The organism is Nonomuraea sp. NPDC050394 (assembly GCF_044459065.1).
Lineage (GTDB): Bacteria > Actinomycetota > Actinomycetes > Streptosporangiales > Streptosporangiaceae > Nonomuraea.
Genome location: NZ_JBITIO010000006.1, coordinates 444,726 through 460,341, shown reverse-complemented (window position 1 = coordinate 460,341; position 15,616 = coordinate 444,726). Strand labels below are relative to the sequence as shown.

Here is a 15,616-nt window from a genome sequence, read left to right as displayed (position 1 = left end):
GTGGGCGCGTGAAGCGCGCTGAACTCCAGGACGCCGACTGCGGCATCGCCCAAGCTCTCGGCGTGATCGGCGACTGGTGGACGTTCCTGGTGGTGCGCGACGTCGCCGGTGGCACGACCCGCTTCGACGACCTGCAGCGCGAGCTCGGCGTCAGCCGGCGCGCGCTGGCCGAGCGCCTGGCCGGGCTCGTCGCGCACGGGGTGCTGGACAAGCGGCCCTACTCCGAGCGGCCGCCGCGCCACGACTACGTGCTGACCCCGAAGGGCGAGGGCCTGCTGCCGGTGCTGATCGCCCTGCAGGACTGGGGCACCAGGCACGTGATGGGCGACGGCGCGCTGACCGCCACCGGTGAGCCCGGGTCGGCGGAGTCGCGCCGCGTGCACGATCTGGTGGGCCGCAAGCTGCCGGACGTCGTCCTGGAACGCCACGACGGCCGGCCCGTCGCGATCGGCGCGCCAGGCGATACCTGGAGCGTGCTCTACCTCTTCCCCGGTGCCTTCGCCCCCGGCACGCACGGCCACCCGCCCGGCTGGGGCGACATCCCGGGCGCGCCCGGTTGCACGCTGGAATCCCTCACGTACGCCGCGCGGCGGGCCGATTTCGCCGCGGCCGGAGCCGAGATCCGGGGCGTCAGCACCCAGCGGCCCGATCAGCTGGCCGCCTTCGCCGAGCACGCCAAGCTGCCTTATCCCCTCCTGTCGGACCAGGACGGCAAGCTGGCGGCGGGGCTGCTGCTGCCGACGTTCCGCGCGGCCGGCGTCGACCGGTTCAAGCGGCTCAGCCTGCTCGCCGATCCCGGCGCGGTCATCCGGGCGGTGCAGTTCCCGATCACCGATCCGGCCGGTTCGGTGGCCGAGATGCTCACTCTCACTCACAACGTTCGCTAACTCTACGATCGCATCAGCTACGATAGTTATATGAGAGTTAGAACGTGGGTTGTTCTCTGCCTGCTCGCCCTGCTCGCGGGGACCGGTGTGTGGGTCGTCGTGCAGAACGACTTCGCCGTGCGCGAGGTGGAGGTGAGCATCCCGGGGCCCAAGCAGCCGTTGAAGGCGGTGCTCGCGCTGCCGGAGCGGGGGAAGGGGCCGCACGGGCTGGTCGTCTTCGCGCATGGGGACGGCGAGGCGGACGCGAGCCGGGACGGGTTCTACCGCCCGATCTGGGAGGCGTTCGCGCGTGCCGGGTACGCGTCGCTGTCCTGGAACAAGCCGGGAATCGGCGGCGCACCGGGCAACTGGCTCGACCAGAGCATGGACGATCGCAGCGCCGAGGTGGAGGCGGCACTGGACTGGGCGAAGAAGCGGCCGGAGATCGACCCGGGGCGGCTCGGGCTCTGGGGCATCAGCCAGGGCGGCTGGGTGCTGCCCAAGGTCGCCGGTGACCGTACCGACGTGCGCTTCATGATCCTCGTGGGCCCGGCGGTGAACTGGCTGCGGCAGGGCGAGTACAACCTGCGGGCGGAACTGCGCGGCCAGAGCACGCTCGACGGCGAGCTCAAACGGCGCGCCGCCCAGATCCGCCTGCTGGAGGCGGGCGTGGGCCACGACCGCTACCTCGCCTCGGGGCTGGACGACCCGCCGATGAGCAAGGACCGCTGGCAGTTCGTGCTCCGCAACTTCCGCGCCGACGTGACCGACCAGCTTCCCGGGGTCCGCGTCCCGACGTATCTCCTGCTCGGTGACCACGACCGCAACGTCGACGTCAAGGAGACCGAGGCCGCCTACCGCGCGAGCCTTCCCCGTGACCTGCTCACCGTCGAGGTCCTGCGCGGCGGCTCCCACAGCGCGGCCAGGCACGAACTGGACGATCCCGGCAGCGTCTGGGGTGCGGTCACCGCCGTCGCCGCCCCGCGGTCCCTGTATGTCCCCGGCTATCTCGACGCGCTCACGGCGTTCGTGAACAAGCATGGACACTGACCACCGACACACGGAGGGACCACCATGATCTTCAGGACACTCGTGCCGGCGTTAGGCCTTCTCGTGGGCGGGCTGACCGTGCCCGCCTCGGCCCAGGTGCCGCTCACGACCGCGCTGGACAAGGCGTTCGCCAAGGCGGCGGCGAGCGTCGGTGATCCCGGCGCCCAGGCGGTCGCGATGCGCGACGGGAAGGTGATCTGGTCGGCGAGGTCCGGCCGGGCGATCAACGAACCGTCCGCTCCGGTCACCGGCTCGACGATGTTCAGCCTGGGCAGTTTCGGCAAGACGATCCTGGCCGCGTACGCCCTGCGCCTGACCGAGAAGAAGGTCCTGGCGCTGGACACCCCGATCTCCGCCTATGTCGGGAAAAAGGTGGCGGGTTCGACCGTCGTCACGCTCCGGATGCTGCTCACGCACACCGCCGGCTATCCGGACATGTACGCCGACCCCAAGACCGCTCCCCTGTTCGAGGGCGGCAAGAAGTACGACCCGGACCGGCCCTACACCTTCGCCATGCTCGCGCCGGGCATCCGTAAGCCGGTGAACCCCGGCAAGCGCTACGACTACTCCAACACCGGGTTCATCGTCCTGGCCCACGTGCTGAGCAAGGCCTCCGGCGGCGGCGAAGCGCTCGAACGCGACCTGCGCCGCTTCCTGCGCGGGGCGGCGACGACCGGCGACTCCCTCACCGCCGAGCGCTCGGGCCGGGCCTTCTCCCGCTTCGCCCACGGCTACACCGTCGGCGACGGCGGCGCCCTGACCGACTTCTTCACCGCCCACGGCGCCAAGGCCATCCCCACCGATCTGTACGGCCTGCCGTTCGGCGACGGGATGTTCGCCGGAACCGCGACCGGCGGCGCCCGCTTCCTCGACGCCCTGTTCACCGACGGGCGGCTCCTGCGCCCCGCCACCGTCAAGACGATGACCACGCCCTCACCCCAGTCGCGGGCCGCCGACGGCACCTACGGCATGGCCACCGAACGCACGAAGGTCGGCAGGCGCACCTGGCAGGGGCACGCGGGCGCGTACGGCGGATTCACCTCGATGGGCGCCACCGACCGCGCGCGCGGCGTGACGCTGATGGTCGTGACCAACCGGATGGCCGCCTCGGACGTGGCCGGCACGATCTGGACGAAGCTCGCCCGGGCCTACGCCTCCGCCACCCCCTGACGCCACCGGCGACAGCACCTGGCAGCATCGGCGGGGTGACGTCCGGGGACGGAGCGGCGCCGTACTTCGCCGTCCACGAGGGGTACGCGCTGTATCGGGGCCCGGTGTCCGACAGCGTCGCGCATCGCCACGCCGCCTTCCAGATCGCCATCGCCGTCGAGGGCGAGGTGTCCATGCTGGACGCCGGCCGGACCCGGCACCGCGCCGCGGCGCTGGTGGTGCCGCCGATGGTGTGGCACCGGATCCTCGCGATGGAGAACCTGCTCACGTTCTTCGTCGAGCCGCACTGCGCGTTCGCCGACCGGCTGCGGGCGCGCGGCGGCACCGGGATCACCGCCGCCGCCGACCTGCGCGGCCTGCGCGAGCGCGACGTGCGCGGCGGCGGCGCGCACCCGTCCGGCGAGCTCGACCCGCGCCTGGTGGCGGCGATGCGCGCCCTGGCCGGCCAGGATGCGACACCCGCCCCGGCCACGATGCCCGCCGCGGCCGATCGGGACGGATGGCCGGGCGTCGGCGTCTCGATGCCCGCGCTGGCCGCCGGGGTCGGGCTGTCGCCGCAGCGGCTGCGGGCGCTGGCGCGGCGGCAGCTGGGCATGCCGCTGTCGCGCTGGCGGATCTGGGTGCGCCTGCGCCGGGCGGCCGAGGCGATGCGGGCCGGGCAGTCGCCGGCCGAGGCGGCGATCACGGGCGGGTTCGCCGACCAGGCGCACTTCACCCGGCGGCTGCGCGAGATGATGGGGCTCACCCCGGCCGCCGTGGCGCCCCTGCTGCGCCGCTCAGCCGCGGCGGGCGACGTACACCGAGATGGAGCCCGTGATCGTTGAGACCACCTCGGCCTCGCGCACGTCGCCGAACCCGGCCTCGGTCATGAGCCTGGGCAGGATGCCGTCGGCGTTGGGCTGGGTGTCGGCTCTGCCGTCGGCGAGCTGGACGATCCGGAAGGCCGTGCGCATCAGCGCCGTGCGCTGCAGCCCGTAGTCGGCGATGACCAGCCGGCCGCCCGGTCTCAGCACCGCGAACATCGACGCGAGTACGGCCCGCTTCATCGCGACCGGGCACTGGTGCAGCACGAGGCTGGAGACGGCCGTGCTCGCCGAGCCCGCTTCGACGATCTCGGTGAGCGCGTCGCCCATGCCGGTGCGCCATTCCGGCCCGGCGCCCGCGGCGGCGGCCTTGCGGCGGGCCAGCGCCAGCACGTCCGGGTCGGGGTCGACGCCGATGAGGCGGGCGCGCGGCTCGACCCGGTTCAGCAGCAGTGCCAGCGAGCCGGTGCCGCAGCCCACGTCAACGATCACGTCGCCGGGCCGCGGCGCGGCGTGCATCGCGAGCAGGCCGCGCCACAGACGTTCACGCGTCAGCGCGGCTACGGCGTCGTACAGCCGGGTGGGGGCGAAGCGGCCCAAGGCGGGAGTGAAGGCTCGTCCGGTCATGCCGGGCAGTCTTCATCCCGCGTCGGGCTCCGGTCTTGAACGAACCGCTCACCTGCCGGCGAAGGCCAGCAGTGCCTTGTTGACCTCGGCGGCGTGCGTCCACAGCAGGCCGTGCGGGGCGCCCTCGACCTCGACGTACTCCGCCTCGGGGAAGGCCCGGTGGAAGGGGCGTCCGGTGGCGTCGATCGGCAGGATGTTGTCCTTGGTCCCGTGCAGGATCAGCGACGGCTTGCCGGCCGCGCGTACCGCCTCGACGTCCTCGCGGAAGTCCTCGATCCACGCCGGGACCACCGCGTAGGCGGCGACCGGGGCGGAGGTGGTGGCGGTGTTCCAGTTCGCGGTGACGACCTCCTGGCTGATCCTGGTGCCGAGGTTCTCGTCGAGGTTGTAGAAGTCCTTGTAGAACTGGGTGAACCAGGCGTAGCGGTCGGCACGGGCCGCGGCGGCGATGCCGTCGAAGACCTTCCGGGGCACGCCGGTGGGGTTGTCGTCGGCCTCGACCAGGAACGGCTCCAGCGACGCCAGGAACGCGAACTTGGCGACGCGTTCGTGACCGTGGTTCCTGACGTGGCGGGCGAGTTCGCCGGTGCCCATGGAGAAGCCGACGAGGATGACCTCGCGCAGGTCGAGGGTCTCCAGCAGCGTGTTCAGGTCGGCGGCGAAGGTGTCGTAGTCGTAGCCGCCGCCCACCTTGCTGGACTGGCCGAAGCCGCGGCGGTCGTAGGTGATGACCCGGTAGCCGGCGGCGAGGAGTTCGCGGGTCTGGAGCTCCCAGCTGTGGCCGTCCAGCGGGTAGCCGTGGATGAGCACGACCGGCTGACCCGCGCCCTGGTCCTCGTAGTAGAGCTCGATGGGGGTGCTGTTTTCCGTTCCGACCTTGATGTGGCCCATGAGATCTTTCCTCCCTTTTGGCAGAGAACGATCGTTCTCCCGCTCTGTGGTCTACAGTAGAGAACGTACGTTCTCTGCGCAACCCGGGAGCTGTCATGAACAACGAGGAGGCGGCGCGTGCCCGCGTCGTGTCCACCGCCGACGGGCTGTTCTACGCCCAGGGAGTCCAGGCCGTCGGCATGGACGCCGTCCGTACCGCGTCGGGCGTGTCGCTGAAGCGCATCTACGCGCTCTACCCCTCCAAGGACGATCTGGTCCTGGCCGTGCTCCGGCACCGGACGGAGCAGTGGAACACCGGTATCGCCAAGGCCGTCGCGGCGGCCGCGACACCGCGCGACAGGGTGCTGGCCGTCTTCGACTTCCTGGCCGAGTGGTTTCGCGAGGACGACTTCCGCGGCTGCGCCTTCATCAACTTCTTCGGCGAACTGGGCGGCGGCAACACCAAGGTCGCCGCGGCCGTACGCGAGCAGAAGACGTCCTTCCTGCGCCACGTCGCCGGCCTGGTCCGCGACGCGGGCGGCCCCGACCACCTCGCCCCGCAGCTGGCCCTGCTCGCCGAGGGCGCCCAGGCCACGGCCGCGATCACGCGCGACCCCGAAACCGCGGCGCACGCCCGCGCCGCGGCCGAGACCCTCATCCGGTGCGCCATCGGGTAAGAGCTCACCCCTCCCGGAACGCCGGGAGCAACGCCCCGGCCACCGACTCCACCGAAGGCAGCAGGCCGGCGGCCAGATCCCCCAGCAGGTACCGGTGCAACGCCCGCTGATGCCCGGCCCCGATCAGCAGCAGGGCGCCCGCCGCCGGGTCCAGTGAGGCGCGCATCCGCCCGGCCCGCTGCTCGGCCCGCAGCAGCTCGGCGACCGGCTTCAGCGCGAGATGCGGGCCCACCTCCGCCTCGCGTTCGACCAGCAGCTCGCGGAGCTGGCGGTCGGACTGCAACGCGCCCAGAATCGGCATGATCCGCAGGTAGAACCGCTCCAGGCCGCCGATGACCGCGGCGAGATCGGCCCGCAGATCCCCGCTGCGGCCGGGGCGGCCGAGCACCACCGTGGCGTCGGCGAAGACCGGCAGGTGCAGGGTGATGACCGCCTGCAGCAGGCCGAGGCGGTTGCCGAAGTGGTAGAAGATGCTCGACTCCACGACCCCCGCCCGGCGGGCGATCTCCTTGGTCGACAGCGCCAGGCCCGCCTCGCCGAGGATCTGCTCCGTCGCCTTCAGCACCGCCTCGCGTACGCCCGTGGGCGGGCGGCCGCGCCTGGATTCCGTCATCGCTTCACTCCCAAATTTATTGAGTAATCGCTCAGGAAAGAGTAGCTTTATTGAGTAATCACTCAGAAACTCGACAGGAGACCTCGTGAGCATCGAAGCGCGCAAGGACACCGTCAGGCGTCTCTACAAGGCCCTTGAGCTCGGCGACGTCGACATCGCCGACGAACTGTTCACCTCCGACTTCATCACCACCGAAGGCGAGCACCAGCACATCGTCGGGCCCCGGGGCTTCAAGGAGGCCATCCGCGAGGTGCACGCCACGCACGCCGCGCCCAGGTTCGAGATCCTCGACATCCTCGGCGAGGGCGACCAGGTCGCCGTGCGCTGGCGCATGACCGCCACCCACAGCGGCGAACTGCTCGGCGTCCCCCCGACCGGCCGGGAGGTGTCCATGGAGGCGTTCGCGCTGTTCCGCTTCGCCGGCGAGCGCATCAGCGAACGCCACGCCGTCATCGACCGGCTCGGGCTGCTCAACCAGTTGCGCGCCGCCTGAAACCGAACCTGTCCGGCGGGAGCCGCGTATCCGGTCATGAGTGCTCCCGAAGGGATCGACCATGACAGGCTCCTGCAAAGCGCGAACCGCGATCGTCGCCCTGTGCCTGGCCGCCCTGGCCTGCGGCTGCGGCCGGGCGGCGGGGGCGCCCATCGCCTCCGGCGCCGGATACAACACCGCCGACCTGGCCTTCTCCCAGCAGATGATCCCCCACCACCTGCAGACCATCCAGGTGGCGCAACTGGCCGAGAAGAAGTCCGGCGACACCTACGTCCGGCGCGTCGCGCGTGAGCTGATCAAGAAGGAGCGCGCCGACATCGAGCTCATGTCCTCCTGGCTGCGCTCCTGGGGTACGGCGGTGCCCTCCACCACCCCGGCCGCCGGTCACGCCATGCCCGGCATGCTCTCCCCCGTCCAGATCACCGAGCTGAAGCGCCGCAGCGGCGCGGAGTTCGACACGCTGTGGGCGTCCTTGCTGGCCACGCACCTGGGCAGCGGGGTGCGGATGGCCGAGACCGTGACCGCGCGGGGCGAGCACGTGCCCACGACCGCGCTGGCCCGTTCCCTGATCCCCGACCAGCGCGCCCTGATCGCCGAGCTCGGCGAACGCGCCGGCCGGGGCTGATCGGGCTCCGCGGCGGTGCGCCCGGAGCGGCAGCCGGGCGCCGCGGAGTCATCCCGGCGTGGCAGCGCCCGGGGCGGCCGTCTCTGCCGCCGGGTGTAGCCTCGCGCGCATCGCGCGGCCGATGTGCGGCGCCGCCCCGCCGGGGACAGTGAACGCATGAGTCTTGATGTCGCGCTCCTGGGCCCCATGGAGGTACGGCTGGGCCCCACACCGATCCGGCTGACCACCGGCCGGCTGCGGACACTGCTGGCCACGCTGGCGGTCTCGGCCGGCGACACGGTCACCTTCGAGCGCCTGGCCCTGGCGTTGTGGGGTGAGCGACTGCCGGCCAACGCGCGGCGCAGCGTGCAGACCTACGTCGCCAGGCTGCGCCGCGTCGTGGGCCGGGCGGCGATCCGCACGATGCCCGACGGCTACCGGCTGCAGGCCGATCCCGAGCGGGTCGACGTGCTGCGCTTTCGCCGGCTGCTGGACGACGCGGCACGTTCGCGTGGCACGGCGGCCGAGCCGGCGCTGGTGGAGGAGGCGAACCGCCTGTGGCGGGGCCCGCCGTTCGAGGGCATCGACTCGGACTGGCTGTGCGCGAGCCTGACCCCGTACCTGCAGGAGCTGTATCTGAGCGCGGCGGAGCGGCGGATCGACCTGCGCCTGGCCGGGGGGCGGCACGGCGAGCTGGTCGCGGAGCTGCTCGACCTGGCCTCGCGGCACCCTCTGCGGGAGTCGCTGTGGGAGCGGCTGCTGGTCGTGCTCGACCGGTGCGGGCGGCAGGCGGAGGCGCTGGCCCAGTACGAGCGGCTGAGGCTGCGGCTGGCCGAGGAACTGGGCACCGATCCGGGCGCCGAGCTGCGCCGGATCCACGCACGCCTGCTGCGCGACGATCCGCCCGGGCCCACGCGCGGGCCGCGGGCGCTGGGGGTGTTCGCCGGCCGTACCACGACCCTGGACAGGACGGGCCGGCTGGTCGAGGACGAGGACGGGCAGGTGGCGGGGGTTTTAGTCCTGTCGGGGGCCGACGGCGGGGGCCGGACGTTCCTGGCTCTGGTCTGGTCGCCCGCCTGAGGAGGCGGTCAGCAGGCGCAGCGCCGTCGCGAACAGTTCCGGCGGGCAGTGCCCGGGGGCCAGGAGCGTGAGCAGCCGCATCCCGATGTCGAGAGATTTCAGGACGGCGTCCGCCTGCTCGTACGGCAGTTCGCCCAGCGCGCTGCCCTCGGGCGCCAGCGGATGGCGGCCCGGAGCGCCGGGCGGGAACAGCAGCGCGACGAGCTCCGCGCGCACCTCCGGATGACGCGTGGCGTGGATCATGAGCTCGACGGTCATCTGCGCGAACGTGTCCTGCTCGCCCCCGCGCGCCCGTTCGGCCCAGTAGCGCCCGTACTCCTCCCCCAGTTCGCCGGCCTCGCGCCCGGAGTGGAGCAGGTGTTCGGCCTGGGCCCGCGCCTCCTGTCCCAGGCGGTGGCGCATGACCGCCAGCAGCAGGTCCTCCTTGCCGTCGAAGTTGGAGTAGACGGCGCCCTTGGTCAGACCGGCCGCGGCGGCGACCTCGTCGAGGGAACTGCCCTGGATGCCGCGTTCCGCGAACACCTTCTCCGCGGCCTCCAGCAGCCTGAGCCGGTTGCGCTCGCGCTGCTCCTGCCGGGTGAGCCGATCTGTCACCGCACCGATCCCTTCCCCGCTGTTGACATTCTCAAGAGTATACGAATACTGATCGGTATCCAGATACTCATCGGTATTTGAAGGATGGTCATGACCACACGCCGTACACTCCTGAAATCCGCCATCGCCACCGGCCTGGCGGCGGCCACGTCACCGAAAGCCCTCGACAGGGCGGACGAACTGTTCGCCTCGGGCGAGTTCGCCGCCGCCGGCGCGCTCTACCGCAAGGTCCTCGGCGGCGATCCCGACCACGTGCACGCGCTCGCCCGGCACGCCTACATCACGCTCATGACCGGCCACCTGCCCCTGGCCAAACGCCTGCTCAAGCACGTCCTGCGCCTCGACCCGGGAAACACGCGCGCGCTGGGCAACCTGGCCGACGCGCTGTGGCGCGCCGACCAGTTCGCCGAACTGGCCGCACTGCTGCCCTCGGTGAAAAAGGACGGCCCCACCGCCACCGCCGCACAACTGCGCAGCTTCGCGGGCCTGCGGCCGTACACGATCTCCGGCCCCGCGACGGTCAGGGTGCCGTTCGCGGCGGCCGACCCGCTGCCCATGATCGAGGTGTCACTGAACGGCGCCCCGCCCGAACTGTTCTTCCTCGACACCGGCGCCCTGTTCGCCCTCAACCAGGACTACGCCGACCGGCTCGCCATCCCCACCTACGGCCACACCACCGGCCGGACGATGTACGGCGAGCACCAGGCCCACCAGGGCCGCGTCGACACCCTCGCCCTGGCCGGTGGCCTCACCATCGGCAACGTCCCGGTCCACACGATCCCCGACGCCATCCGGCTGACCGCGCCCGACGGCAGGACCACCCAGGGCGCGATCGGCACCAGCGTCCTGGCGCGGTTCCTGCCCACCCTCGACTACCCGGGCCGGGCACTCGTCCTGCGCAGGGACCGGCGCCCGGCCATACACGCCCGGCACAGCGCGCCCCTGTGGTGGGTGGGCGACCACTACCTGCTCTCCCGCGGCACCGTGAACGACCTGGACCCGATGGTGTTCTTCGTCGACACCGGCGGCGGCGACATCGGGTTCACCGCACCCCCCTCCACCTTCACCGCCGCCGGAGTCAAGATCCCTGCGGGCGGGGGATTCCATCCGGTGACCCTGCGCGAGGTGACGCTCGGCTCGGCCACGGGCCGCGACGTGGACGGCCTGACCGGCGCGTTCCCCTCATGGTTCGAGCACGACTTCGACTTCCGCATCGGCGGACTGCCCACACACCGGTTCTTCAAGCCGTACGCGATCACCTTCGACTTCCCGCGCGGGCGCATTCTCATGGAACCGGCCGTCCCCCCGGCGCCGGGCCGTTCGTCGTCAGAGGTACGGTGAGACGATCTGGAGGTCGCGATGCAATACGCCCTGGTGATCTATGCCGAGCCCGGCCTGGCCGAGACGGTGTCGGAGGCCGAGCGCGAGGCCATGTACGCCGAGTACTTCGCGCTCGGCGATGACCCGCGCTGCGTCGGCGGCGCCCAGCTGCAGCCGGTCGAGACCGCGACCACCGTACGCGTGTCGGAGGGCAGAACACTGATGACCGACGGCCCGTTCGCCGACACCAAAGAGGTCCTCGGCGGCTTCTGCCTCGTCGAGGCGGCCAACCTGGACGAGGCGGTCGAAATCGCGGCACGGATCCCGGCCGCCAGGCTCGGCGGCGTGGTCGAGGTCAGGCCGGTGGTGCGGCGCTGACCGCGCTGGAGGCCGTCTTCCGTGACGAGTGGGGCCGGGTGCTGGCCTCGCTGGTCGGCTACCTCGGAGACTTCGATCGCGCCGAGGACGCCGCCCAGGAGGCCTTCGCGATCGCCGCGCGGCGCTGGCCCACGTCGGGCGTACCGGCGAATCCGGGGGCGTGGCTGGTGACGACGGCGCGCAACCGGGCGATCGACCGGATCCGCAGGGACCGCACGCTGGCCGGGAAGATCCACCTGCTGCCGGTGCCGGAGGTCGTCATGGACGAGCTGGACGAAACGGTGATCAAGGACGAACGGCTGGAGCTGATCTTCACCTGCTGCCACCCGGCGCTGCCGCCGGAGGCGCAGGTGGCGCTCACGCTGCGCACGCTCGGCGGACTGCGGACAGCCGAGATCGCCCGCGCCTTCCTCGTGCCCGAGGAGACCATGAAGCGGCGGCTGACCCGTGCCAAGGCCAAGATCAAGGCGACCGGCATCCCGTTCGCCGTGCCCGGCGCGGACCTGCTGACCGACCGGCTCGGCGCCGTGCTGGCCGTCCTCTACCTGATCTTCAACGAGGGCTACAGCGGCCGCGTCGACCTGGGCGCCGAGGCGATCCGGCTGGGGCGGGTGCTGGCCGTACTCATGCCGGAGGAGCCGGAGGCGCACGGACTGCTGGCACTGATGATGATCCACCACGCGCGGCGGCGCGCCCGCTTCTCCGGCGAGGACCTCGTCCTGCTCGACGACCAGGACCGCTCGCTGTGGGACACCGGCCAGATCGCGGCGGGACGAACGGTACTCGACCGGGCGCTCATGCTGGGCGGGCGCGGACCGTACGTGGTCCAGGCCGTCATCGCCTCGCTGCAGACGCACCGCCGCATCGACTGGGCACAGGTCGCCGGCCTGTACGGGCGGCTGGCCAAGCTCACCGGCTCACCGGTCGTCGAGCTCAACCGCGCCGTGGCGCTCGCCCAGGCCGGCGACCCCGGCGAAGCGCTGCGCGCCGTCGAGCGCCTGAACCTGGACGACTACCTCTACTTCCACTCCACCCGCGGGGAACTGCTACGGCGCCTCGGCCGCGCCGCCGAGGCCACCCAGGCCTACGGCCGCGCCCTCGACCTGGCCACCTCGACCGCCGAGCGGCGCTTCCTGTCCGGGCGGCTCGAACAGCTCTGACCCGGGGTGTCCCCCGGCCACGGGCCCGTTCGTCGCCCCGATGTGAACGACGACAACCCGAGGAGAAACCCCATGTCCAACACCGCCGTCTTCGACCGCCTGAACGACGCCGTCCGCTCCCGCGACCTGGAGGCGATCGCCAAGACCGCCGGCGAAGTCGTCCATCCGCAGGCACGCTTCCACACGCCCGTGCCGACCGACGCGAACGCGGCGCAGGTGATCACGAACGCGTGGACGATGCTGCTGCGCGCCTTCCCCGACATCCGGGTCACCGTCGAGGACGTGGTCGCCGACGGCGACAAGGTCGTCTACCGCAACACCGTCACCGGAACCCACCTGGGCGAGTACCGGGGCATCGCGCCCACCGGCAACACGGTCACCTACCAGGAGATCTTCATCATCCGCGTCGCCGACGGCCTGATCGCCGAGATCTGGGGGGTCACCGACGTCCACGCGCAGCTACGCCAGATCGGCGCCATCCCCGCCTGAGCCGCGACACCGGCCGCGCAGATGCCCTCCCTGAGTGCGGGCGAGGTACGGAGCCGCCACGCCGGGGCGGCGGCCTTCACCCCGCAGGGCCGTGGCGCGGCCGGGTGCGGTGATGATCAGGCGCTCCTGGACAGATCACCGGTACGGCCGGCGCTCATCGCCGGATGCCACCCGCGCCCGATGGAGCGGATCATCAGCGGGTAGACCACCCGGTGGCGGATCGGCGCGATGCCCGCCATGTAGGCCCGTCCGAGCGGGCCATGGGGTTTGACGAGGGTGGCCCACTGGCCTCGGTAGGCGCCGCGGCCGTCGGGAACCCAGCCCAGGTGCGCGATCGCGTCCACGCCGCTGGTGGTGGCGTGGGCGGCCCATTCCGTCTCGGTGCGGTACAGGCAGGCGAAGGGGCCGAAGTCCGGCCCCGGCCGGCCGCGCAGGTCGCCGGGGATCGGCTCGCCGCGCCACCGCGCCCGCGTGCCGGGCGGGTTGAGGCCGAGCGGCGCGCCGAGCCGCAGGCGGATCGCCAGCAGGGCGCGCACGATCGGGTGGTCGGGGCCGGCGGTGAACTGGTCCACCAGCCGCGGGAAGTCACCCGCGCCACCGGGGGTCGGCAGCGACCACACGTCCTCCACCCGGTAGTCCGGCGCGATCGCGTGGATGCGCCACGGACACGAGGTGTGCTCGATGACGGGGAGCCTGTCAGACATGGCCCTGCCTCCTCCGAAGGAGTTATACAGTTGTGTATAAATCGAAGCTAGACCGGTTATACAGTCCTGCACAACCGATGCGGGCGGTGAGGTGGGCCACATGATGGGCACGTTGCGCACACCCCGCGAGAAATGGGTCGAGCAGGGCCTGCGGGCGCTGGCCTCAGGCGGCGTGGACGCCGTGCGCGTGGACGTCCTGGCCAAGGCACTGGGAGTGACCAGGGGCGGGTTCTACGGGTACTTCGCCGGCCGCGACGCCCTGCTGGCGGAGATGCTGGACGCCTGGGAGCGGGAGGCCACCGACGACGTCCTCGACCGGATCGAGCAGGAGGGCGGCGAGATCGCCGACAAGGCCAGGCTGGCCGGGCGGCTCACCTTCTCCGACCGGCTGCTCCCCATCGACCTGGCCGTGCGCGACTGGGCCCGCCGCGACCACGACGTCGCCGAGCGCCTGCGCCGGGTGGACAACAAACGCATGCAACTCCTGCGCGAGGCCATCGGCACCTTCTGCGCCGACCCGCAGGAAGTCGAGGCTCGCGCCCTGCTGGCCTTCTGCGGCGCCATCGGCAGCCACTTCCTGGCCGCAGACCACCCCGGCCAGACACGCGCCGAGGTCATCGCCCGCGCCGGCGACATCATCCTCAACCGCCCACCGGCCGGCCCTCCGGCCTGAATCCGCGACCTGGAACGAGGACGGCACCGCGGCTCGCGGCAGGAAGCAGCGGAATCCGGCCCCACCTCGCCCGGCCGGGATGCTCCGGCGCCTTCGGCCGGTCTGAGAGCGCGGCTCGCGCTGAGATCACGGACGGGGTGACACGGCGGTCGCCGGCCCGGACGACTTCACGCTGCCGGCGATCGCCGCCATGATCGCCGTCAGCGCGCAGAACAGGGTCGCCAGCCCCGCGGCGGTGCCGTTGACCTTGTCGAAGCCGAAGAGGAACGTGAGCTGCGCCCCGAAAGGCGTGCCATTCAGCAACGGCGCCAGCACGAGGTTCGCCACGACGTAAAACCCGCAAAGCCCACACAGCGTCCACGCGCCGGCAATCCTGCGGGCGACCGTGAACCCCGCCGCGACCAGCAGCGACCCGGCCCCGATCAGGCCGCCGAACACGTTCTGCAGCACCATGCGCGACCAGTCATCATGCCCGATGGCATACAGGGCGTCATTGAGCGCGAACCAGACGAGCATGCCGACGGCGATCAGCGCCAGGACGCCGGCGATCACCGCCGCCGCGGCATTCGCCCTCGGCCTGGGCGGCGCCACCCACGGGCCCGGCCCGCCACCCCACGGCGCGGGCCCGCCTCCCATCGGCGGCTGACCATACTGGGGAACCCCAGGCTGCGGTGGATTCGGCTGCATCCGCACTCCTCGCGCGTTTCGGCGGCACGAACCTGCCGCCCGTCATGGTCCGCGGTCATCGTAGCGAAGGCTGACCACACCCCCGCGGCCCGGTGATCAGATCCAGCCCGCCCCGCGCAGGACGTCCTCGGCGATGCCGGCCACGGGGCGGTCGTCGGTCGCGACCACGAAGTCGGCGGCGTCGCTCCTGGCCAGAGTCTCGGCGAGTTCGACCGCCCGGCGCGACAACGCCTCCCGCGCCGCCCCGGCCTCCCGCCGCGCGACCCTGCCGCGCAACGTCGCAGCCTCGGCCGCGAGCCGGCACACCACGATCTCGGCATCCGGTACGGCGGCGCGGTAGCCGTCCAGTTCGGCACGCGACTCCACCACCCGGGCCACCACCAGCCGCTCGATCCCGGCCGCCGCGTAGTTCCGCCAGACGGCGGCCAGGTTGCGCAGGGCCATCCGGTCGTTGAAGGGGTCGCCGTCGCCGAACGGCCAGCACAATCCGAGGTTGTCCAGATCGACGACCGCGTGCGAGACGTCCCGGGCGAGCAGCAGATCGAAGATCTCCCCCGCCACCGACGTCTTGCCCACACCCACCGGACCACTGATGATCAACATGGGAACGTTCATCCATCGATCATGCCGCGCCCGGCGGAGAAGCACGTGACAAAGATCTTCACCAGGCTCGGCCTGCCACCCGCCGACGGCGACCACCGCCGGGTCCCGGCCGTCCTGCGCTACCTGCGGACCTGACGGACAAACCCCCGGCACCA

Annotated in this window: 20 protein-coding genes; 13 read left to right on the top strand and 7 right to left on the bottom strand. The window is 71.9% G+C overall.

Going from position 1 to position 15,616, the window contains the following annotated elements; translation table 11 throughout:
* Positions 1 to 8 precede the first annotated feature (8 nt).
* The 4 genes from ACIBKY_RS25990 to ACIBKY_RS25975 are packed head-to-tail and all read left to right on the top strand — an operon-like array spanning position 9 to position 3,910.
* On the top strand, positions 9 to 887 hold the full coding sequence (locus tag ACIBKY_RS25990) for a winged helix-turn-helix transcriptional regulator (protein ID WP_397100257.1): 879 nt from the start codon (positions 9 to 11) through the stop codon (positions 885 to 887).
* Between the two features lie 30 nt (positions 888 to 917).
* Positions 918 to 1,916, top strand: a complete 999-nt coding sequence (locus ACIBKY_RS25985) for an alpha/beta hydrolase family protein (protein WP_397100255.1) — start codon at positions 918 to 920, stop codon at positions 1,914 to 1,916.
* A gap of 24 nt (positions 1,917 to 1,940) precedes the next feature.
* Complete coding sequence (locus ACIBKY_RS25980; RefSeq protein ID WP_397100253.1) at positions 1,941 to 3,086, top strand: serine hydrolase domain-containing protein; 1,146 nt, start codon at positions 1,941 to 1,943, stop codon at positions 3,084 to 3,086.
* A gap of 35 nt (positions 3,087 to 3,121) precedes the next feature.
* Positions 3,122 to 3,910, top strand: a complete 789-nt coding sequence (locus ACIBKY_RS25975; RefSeq protein ID WP_397100251.1) for a helix-turn-helix domain-containing protein — start codon at positions 3,122 to 3,124, stop codon at positions 3,908 to 3,910.
* On the opposite strand, the gene ACIBKY_RS25970 is transcribed toward ACIBKY_RS25975, so the two are convergent.
* Positions 3,863 to 4,516 carry a class I SAM-dependent methyltransferase gene (locus ACIBKY_RS25970; RefSeq protein WP_397100249.1) on the bottom strand — a complete coding sequence of 218 codons (654 nt, stop codon included), beginning with the start codon at positions 4,514 to 4,516 and terminating at the stop codon, positions 3,863 to 3,865. The genes ACIBKY_RS25975 and ACIBKY_RS25970 overlap by 48 nt on opposite strands.
* Before the next feature lie 48 nt (positions 4,517 to 4,564).
* Entirely contained in the window at positions 4,565 to 5,407 is an 843-nt protein-coding gene (locus tag ACIBKY_RS25965; protein ID WP_397100247.1) for an alpha/beta fold hydrolase, read from the bottom strand.
* Positions 5,408 to 5,502: 95 nt separating this feature from the next.
* Here ACIBKY_RS25965 and ACIBKY_RS25960 point away from each other — a divergent pair, with 95 nt between their 5' ends.
* Positions 5,503 to 6,063 (top strand): TetR/AcrR family transcriptional regulator, encoded by a 561-nt coding sequence (locus ACIBKY_RS25960; RefSeq protein WP_397100246.1) that lies wholly within the window; start codon positions 5,503 to 5,505, stop codon positions 6,061 to 6,063.
* Between the two features lie 4 nt (positions 6,064 to 6,067).
* Here ACIBKY_RS25960 and ACIBKY_RS25955 read toward each other — a convergent pair whose 3' ends face one another.
* Positions 6,068 to 6,676, bottom strand: a complete 609-nt coding sequence (locus ACIBKY_RS25955; protein ID WP_397100244.1) for a TetR/AcrR family transcriptional regulator — start codon at positions 6,674 to 6,676, stop codon at positions 6,068 to 6,070.
* Between the two features lie 85 nt (positions 6,677 to 6,761).
* Between ACIBKY_RS25955 and ACIBKY_RS25950 the strand changes: the two genes are divergently transcribed.
* The 3 genes from ACIBKY_RS25950 (at position 6,762) to ACIBKY_RS25940 (ending at position 8,853) form a co-directional block, all read left to right on the top strand.
* Positions 6,762 to 7,169: an ester cyclase gene (locus ACIBKY_RS25950; RefSeq protein WP_397100242.1), complete on the top strand. Its 408-nt coding sequence runs from the start codon at positions 6,762 to 6,764 to the stop codon at positions 7,167 to 7,169.
* A 61-nt stretch (positions 7,170 to 7,230) separates the two neighbouring features.
* A complete protein-coding gene (locus ACIBKY_RS25945; RefSeq protein ID WP_397100240.1) occupies positions 7,231 to 7,794 on the top strand; it encodes a DUF305 domain-containing protein in 564 nt (187 codons plus the stop codon).
* Positions 7,795 to 7,950: 156 nt separating this feature from the next.
* Complete coding sequence (locus ACIBKY_RS25940; protein WP_397100238.1) at positions 7,951 to 8,853, top strand: BTAD domain-containing putative transcriptional regulator; 903 nt, start codon at positions 7,951 to 7,953, stop codon at positions 8,851 to 8,853.
* Here ACIBKY_RS25940 and ACIBKY_RS25935 read toward each other — a convergent pair.
* Positions 8,788 to 9,447, bottom strand: coding sequence for a TetR/AcrR family transcriptional regulator (locus ACIBKY_RS25935; RefSeq protein ID WP_397100236.1), 660 nt, complete (start codon positions 9,445 to 9,447; stop codon positions 8,788 to 8,790). The two genes, ACIBKY_RS25940 and ACIBKY_RS25935, sit on opposite strands and share 66 nt — an antisense overlap.
* A 90-nt stretch (positions 9,448 to 9,537) precedes the next feature.
* On the opposite strand from ACIBKY_RS25935, the gene ACIBKY_RS25930 reads away from it, so the two are divergent.
* The 4 genes from ACIBKY_RS25930 (at position 9,538) to ACIBKY_RS25915 (ending at position 12,794) form a co-directional block, all read left to right on the top strand.
* Positions 9,538 to 10,788 carry an aspartyl protease family protein gene (locus tag ACIBKY_RS25930; RefSeq protein WP_397100234.1) on the top strand — a complete coding sequence of 417 codons (1,251 nt, stop codon included), beginning with the start codon at positions 9,538 to 9,540 and terminating at the stop codon, positions 10,786 to 10,788.
* A gap of 18 nt (positions 10,789 to 10,806) precedes the next feature.
* Positions 10,807 to 11,145 (top strand): YciI family protein, encoded by a 339-nt coding sequence (locus ACIBKY_RS25925; protein WP_397100232.1) that lies wholly within the window; start codon positions 10,807 to 10,809, stop codon positions 11,143 to 11,145.
* Positions 11,146 to 11,183: 38 nt separating this feature from the next.
* Entirely contained in the window at positions 11,184 to 12,305 is a 1,122-nt protein-coding gene (locus ACIBKY_RS25920; protein WP_397100230.1) for an RNA polymerase sigma factor, read from the top strand.
* A 72-nt stretch (positions 12,306 to 12,377) separates the two neighbouring features.
* Positions 12,378 to 12,794 (top strand): ester cyclase, encoded by a 417-nt coding sequence (locus tag ACIBKY_RS25915; RefSeq protein ID WP_397100228.1) that lies wholly within the window; start codon positions 12,378 to 12,380, stop codon positions 12,792 to 12,794.
* A gap of 116 nt (positions 12,795 to 12,910) precedes the next feature.
* Here the strand turns inward: ACIBKY_RS25915 and ACIBKY_RS25910 are convergent, their stop codons facing one another.
* A complete protein-coding gene (locus tag ACIBKY_RS25910) occupies positions 12,911 to 13,498 on the bottom strand; it encodes a DUF2867 domain-containing protein (RefSeq protein ID WP_397100226.1) in 588 nt (195 codons plus the stop codon).
* A 100-nt stretch (positions 13,499 to 13,598) separates the two neighbouring features.
* Between ACIBKY_RS25910 and ACIBKY_RS25905 the strand changes: the two genes are divergently transcribed.
* Positions 13,599 to 14,171 carry a TetR/AcrR family transcriptional regulator gene (locus tag ACIBKY_RS25905; RefSeq protein ID WP_397100224.1) on the top strand — a complete coding sequence of 191 codons (573 nt, stop codon included), beginning with the start codon at positions 13,599 to 13,601 and terminating at the stop codon, positions 14,169 to 14,171.
* 126 nt (positions 14,172 to 14,297) lie between these two features.
* Here ACIBKY_RS25905 and ACIBKY_RS25900 read toward each other — a convergent pair whose 3' ends face one another.
* The gene (locus tag ACIBKY_RS25900; protein ID WP_397100222.1) at positions 14,298 to 14,723 is read right to left on the bottom strand and encodes a hypothetical protein; all 426 of its coding nucleotides are present in this window, start codon (positions 14,721 to 14,723) and stop codon (positions 14,298 to 14,300) included.
* A 231-nt stretch (positions 14,724 to 14,954) separates the two neighbouring features.
* Positions 14,955 to 15,473: a hypothetical protein gene (locus tag ACIBKY_RS25895; protein ID WP_397100220.1), complete on the bottom strand. Its 519-nt coding sequence runs from the start codon at positions 15,471 to 15,473 to the stop codon at positions 14,955 to 14,957.
* Positions 15,474 to 15,616 lie beyond the last annotated feature (143 nt).

Coding starts and splice junctions, on each gene's coding strand:
- ACIBKY_RS25985 (WP_397100255.1), top strand. CDS start 918: ATGAGAGTTAGAACGTGGGTTGTTCTCTGCCTGCTCGCCCTGCTCGCG.
- ACIBKY_RS25980 (WP_397100253.1), top strand. CDS start 1,941: ATGATCTTCAGGACACTCGTGCCGGCGTTAGGCCTTCTCGTGGGCGGG.
- ACIBKY_RS25970 (WP_397100249.1), bottom strand. CDS start 4,516: ATGACCGGACGAGCCTTCACTCCCGCCTTGGGCCGCTTCGCCCCCACC.
- ACIBKY_RS25965 (WP_397100247.1), bottom strand. CDS start 5,407: ATGGGCCACATCAAGGTCGGAACGGAAAACAGCACCCCCATCGAGCTC.
- ACIBKY_RS25960 (WP_397100246.1), top strand. CDS start 5,503: ATGAACAACGAGGAGGCGGCGCGTGCCCGCGTCGTGTCCACCGCCGAC.
- ACIBKY_RS25955 (WP_397100244.1), bottom strand. CDS start 6,676: ATGACGGAATCCAGGCGCGGCCGCCCGCCCACGGGCGTACGCGAGGCG.
- ACIBKY_RS25945 (WP_397100240.1), top strand. CDS start 7,231: ATGACAGGCTCCTGCAAAGCGCGAACCGCGATCGTCGCCCTGTGCCTG.
- ACIBKY_RS25940 (WP_397100238.1), top strand. CDS start 7,951: ATGAGTCTTGATGTCGCGCTCCTGGGCCCCATGGAGGTACGGCTGGGC.
- ACIBKY_RS25930 (WP_397100234.1), top strand. CDS start 9,538: ATGACCACACGCCGTACACTCCTGAAATCCGCCATCGCCACCGGCCTG.
- ACIBKY_RS25925 (WP_397100232.1), top strand. CDS start 10,807: ATGCAATACGCCCTGGTGATCTATGCCGAGCCCGGCCTGGCCGAGACG.
- ACIBKY_RS25915 (WP_397100228.1), top strand. CDS start 12,378: ATGTCCAACACCGCCGTCTTCGACCGCCTGAACGACGCCGTCCGCTCC.
- ACIBKY_RS25910 (WP_397100226.1), bottom strand. CDS start 13,498: ATGTCTGACAGGCTCCCCGTCATCGAGCACACCTCGTGTCCGTGGCGC.
- ACIBKY_RS25905 (WP_397100224.1), top strand. CDS start 13,599: ATGATGGGCACGTTGCGCACACCCCGCGAGAAATGGGTCGAGCAGGGC.
- ACIBKY_RS25895 (WP_397100220.1), bottom strand. CDS start 15,473: ATGAACGTTCCCATGTTGATCATCAGTGGTCCGGTGGGTGTGGGCAAG.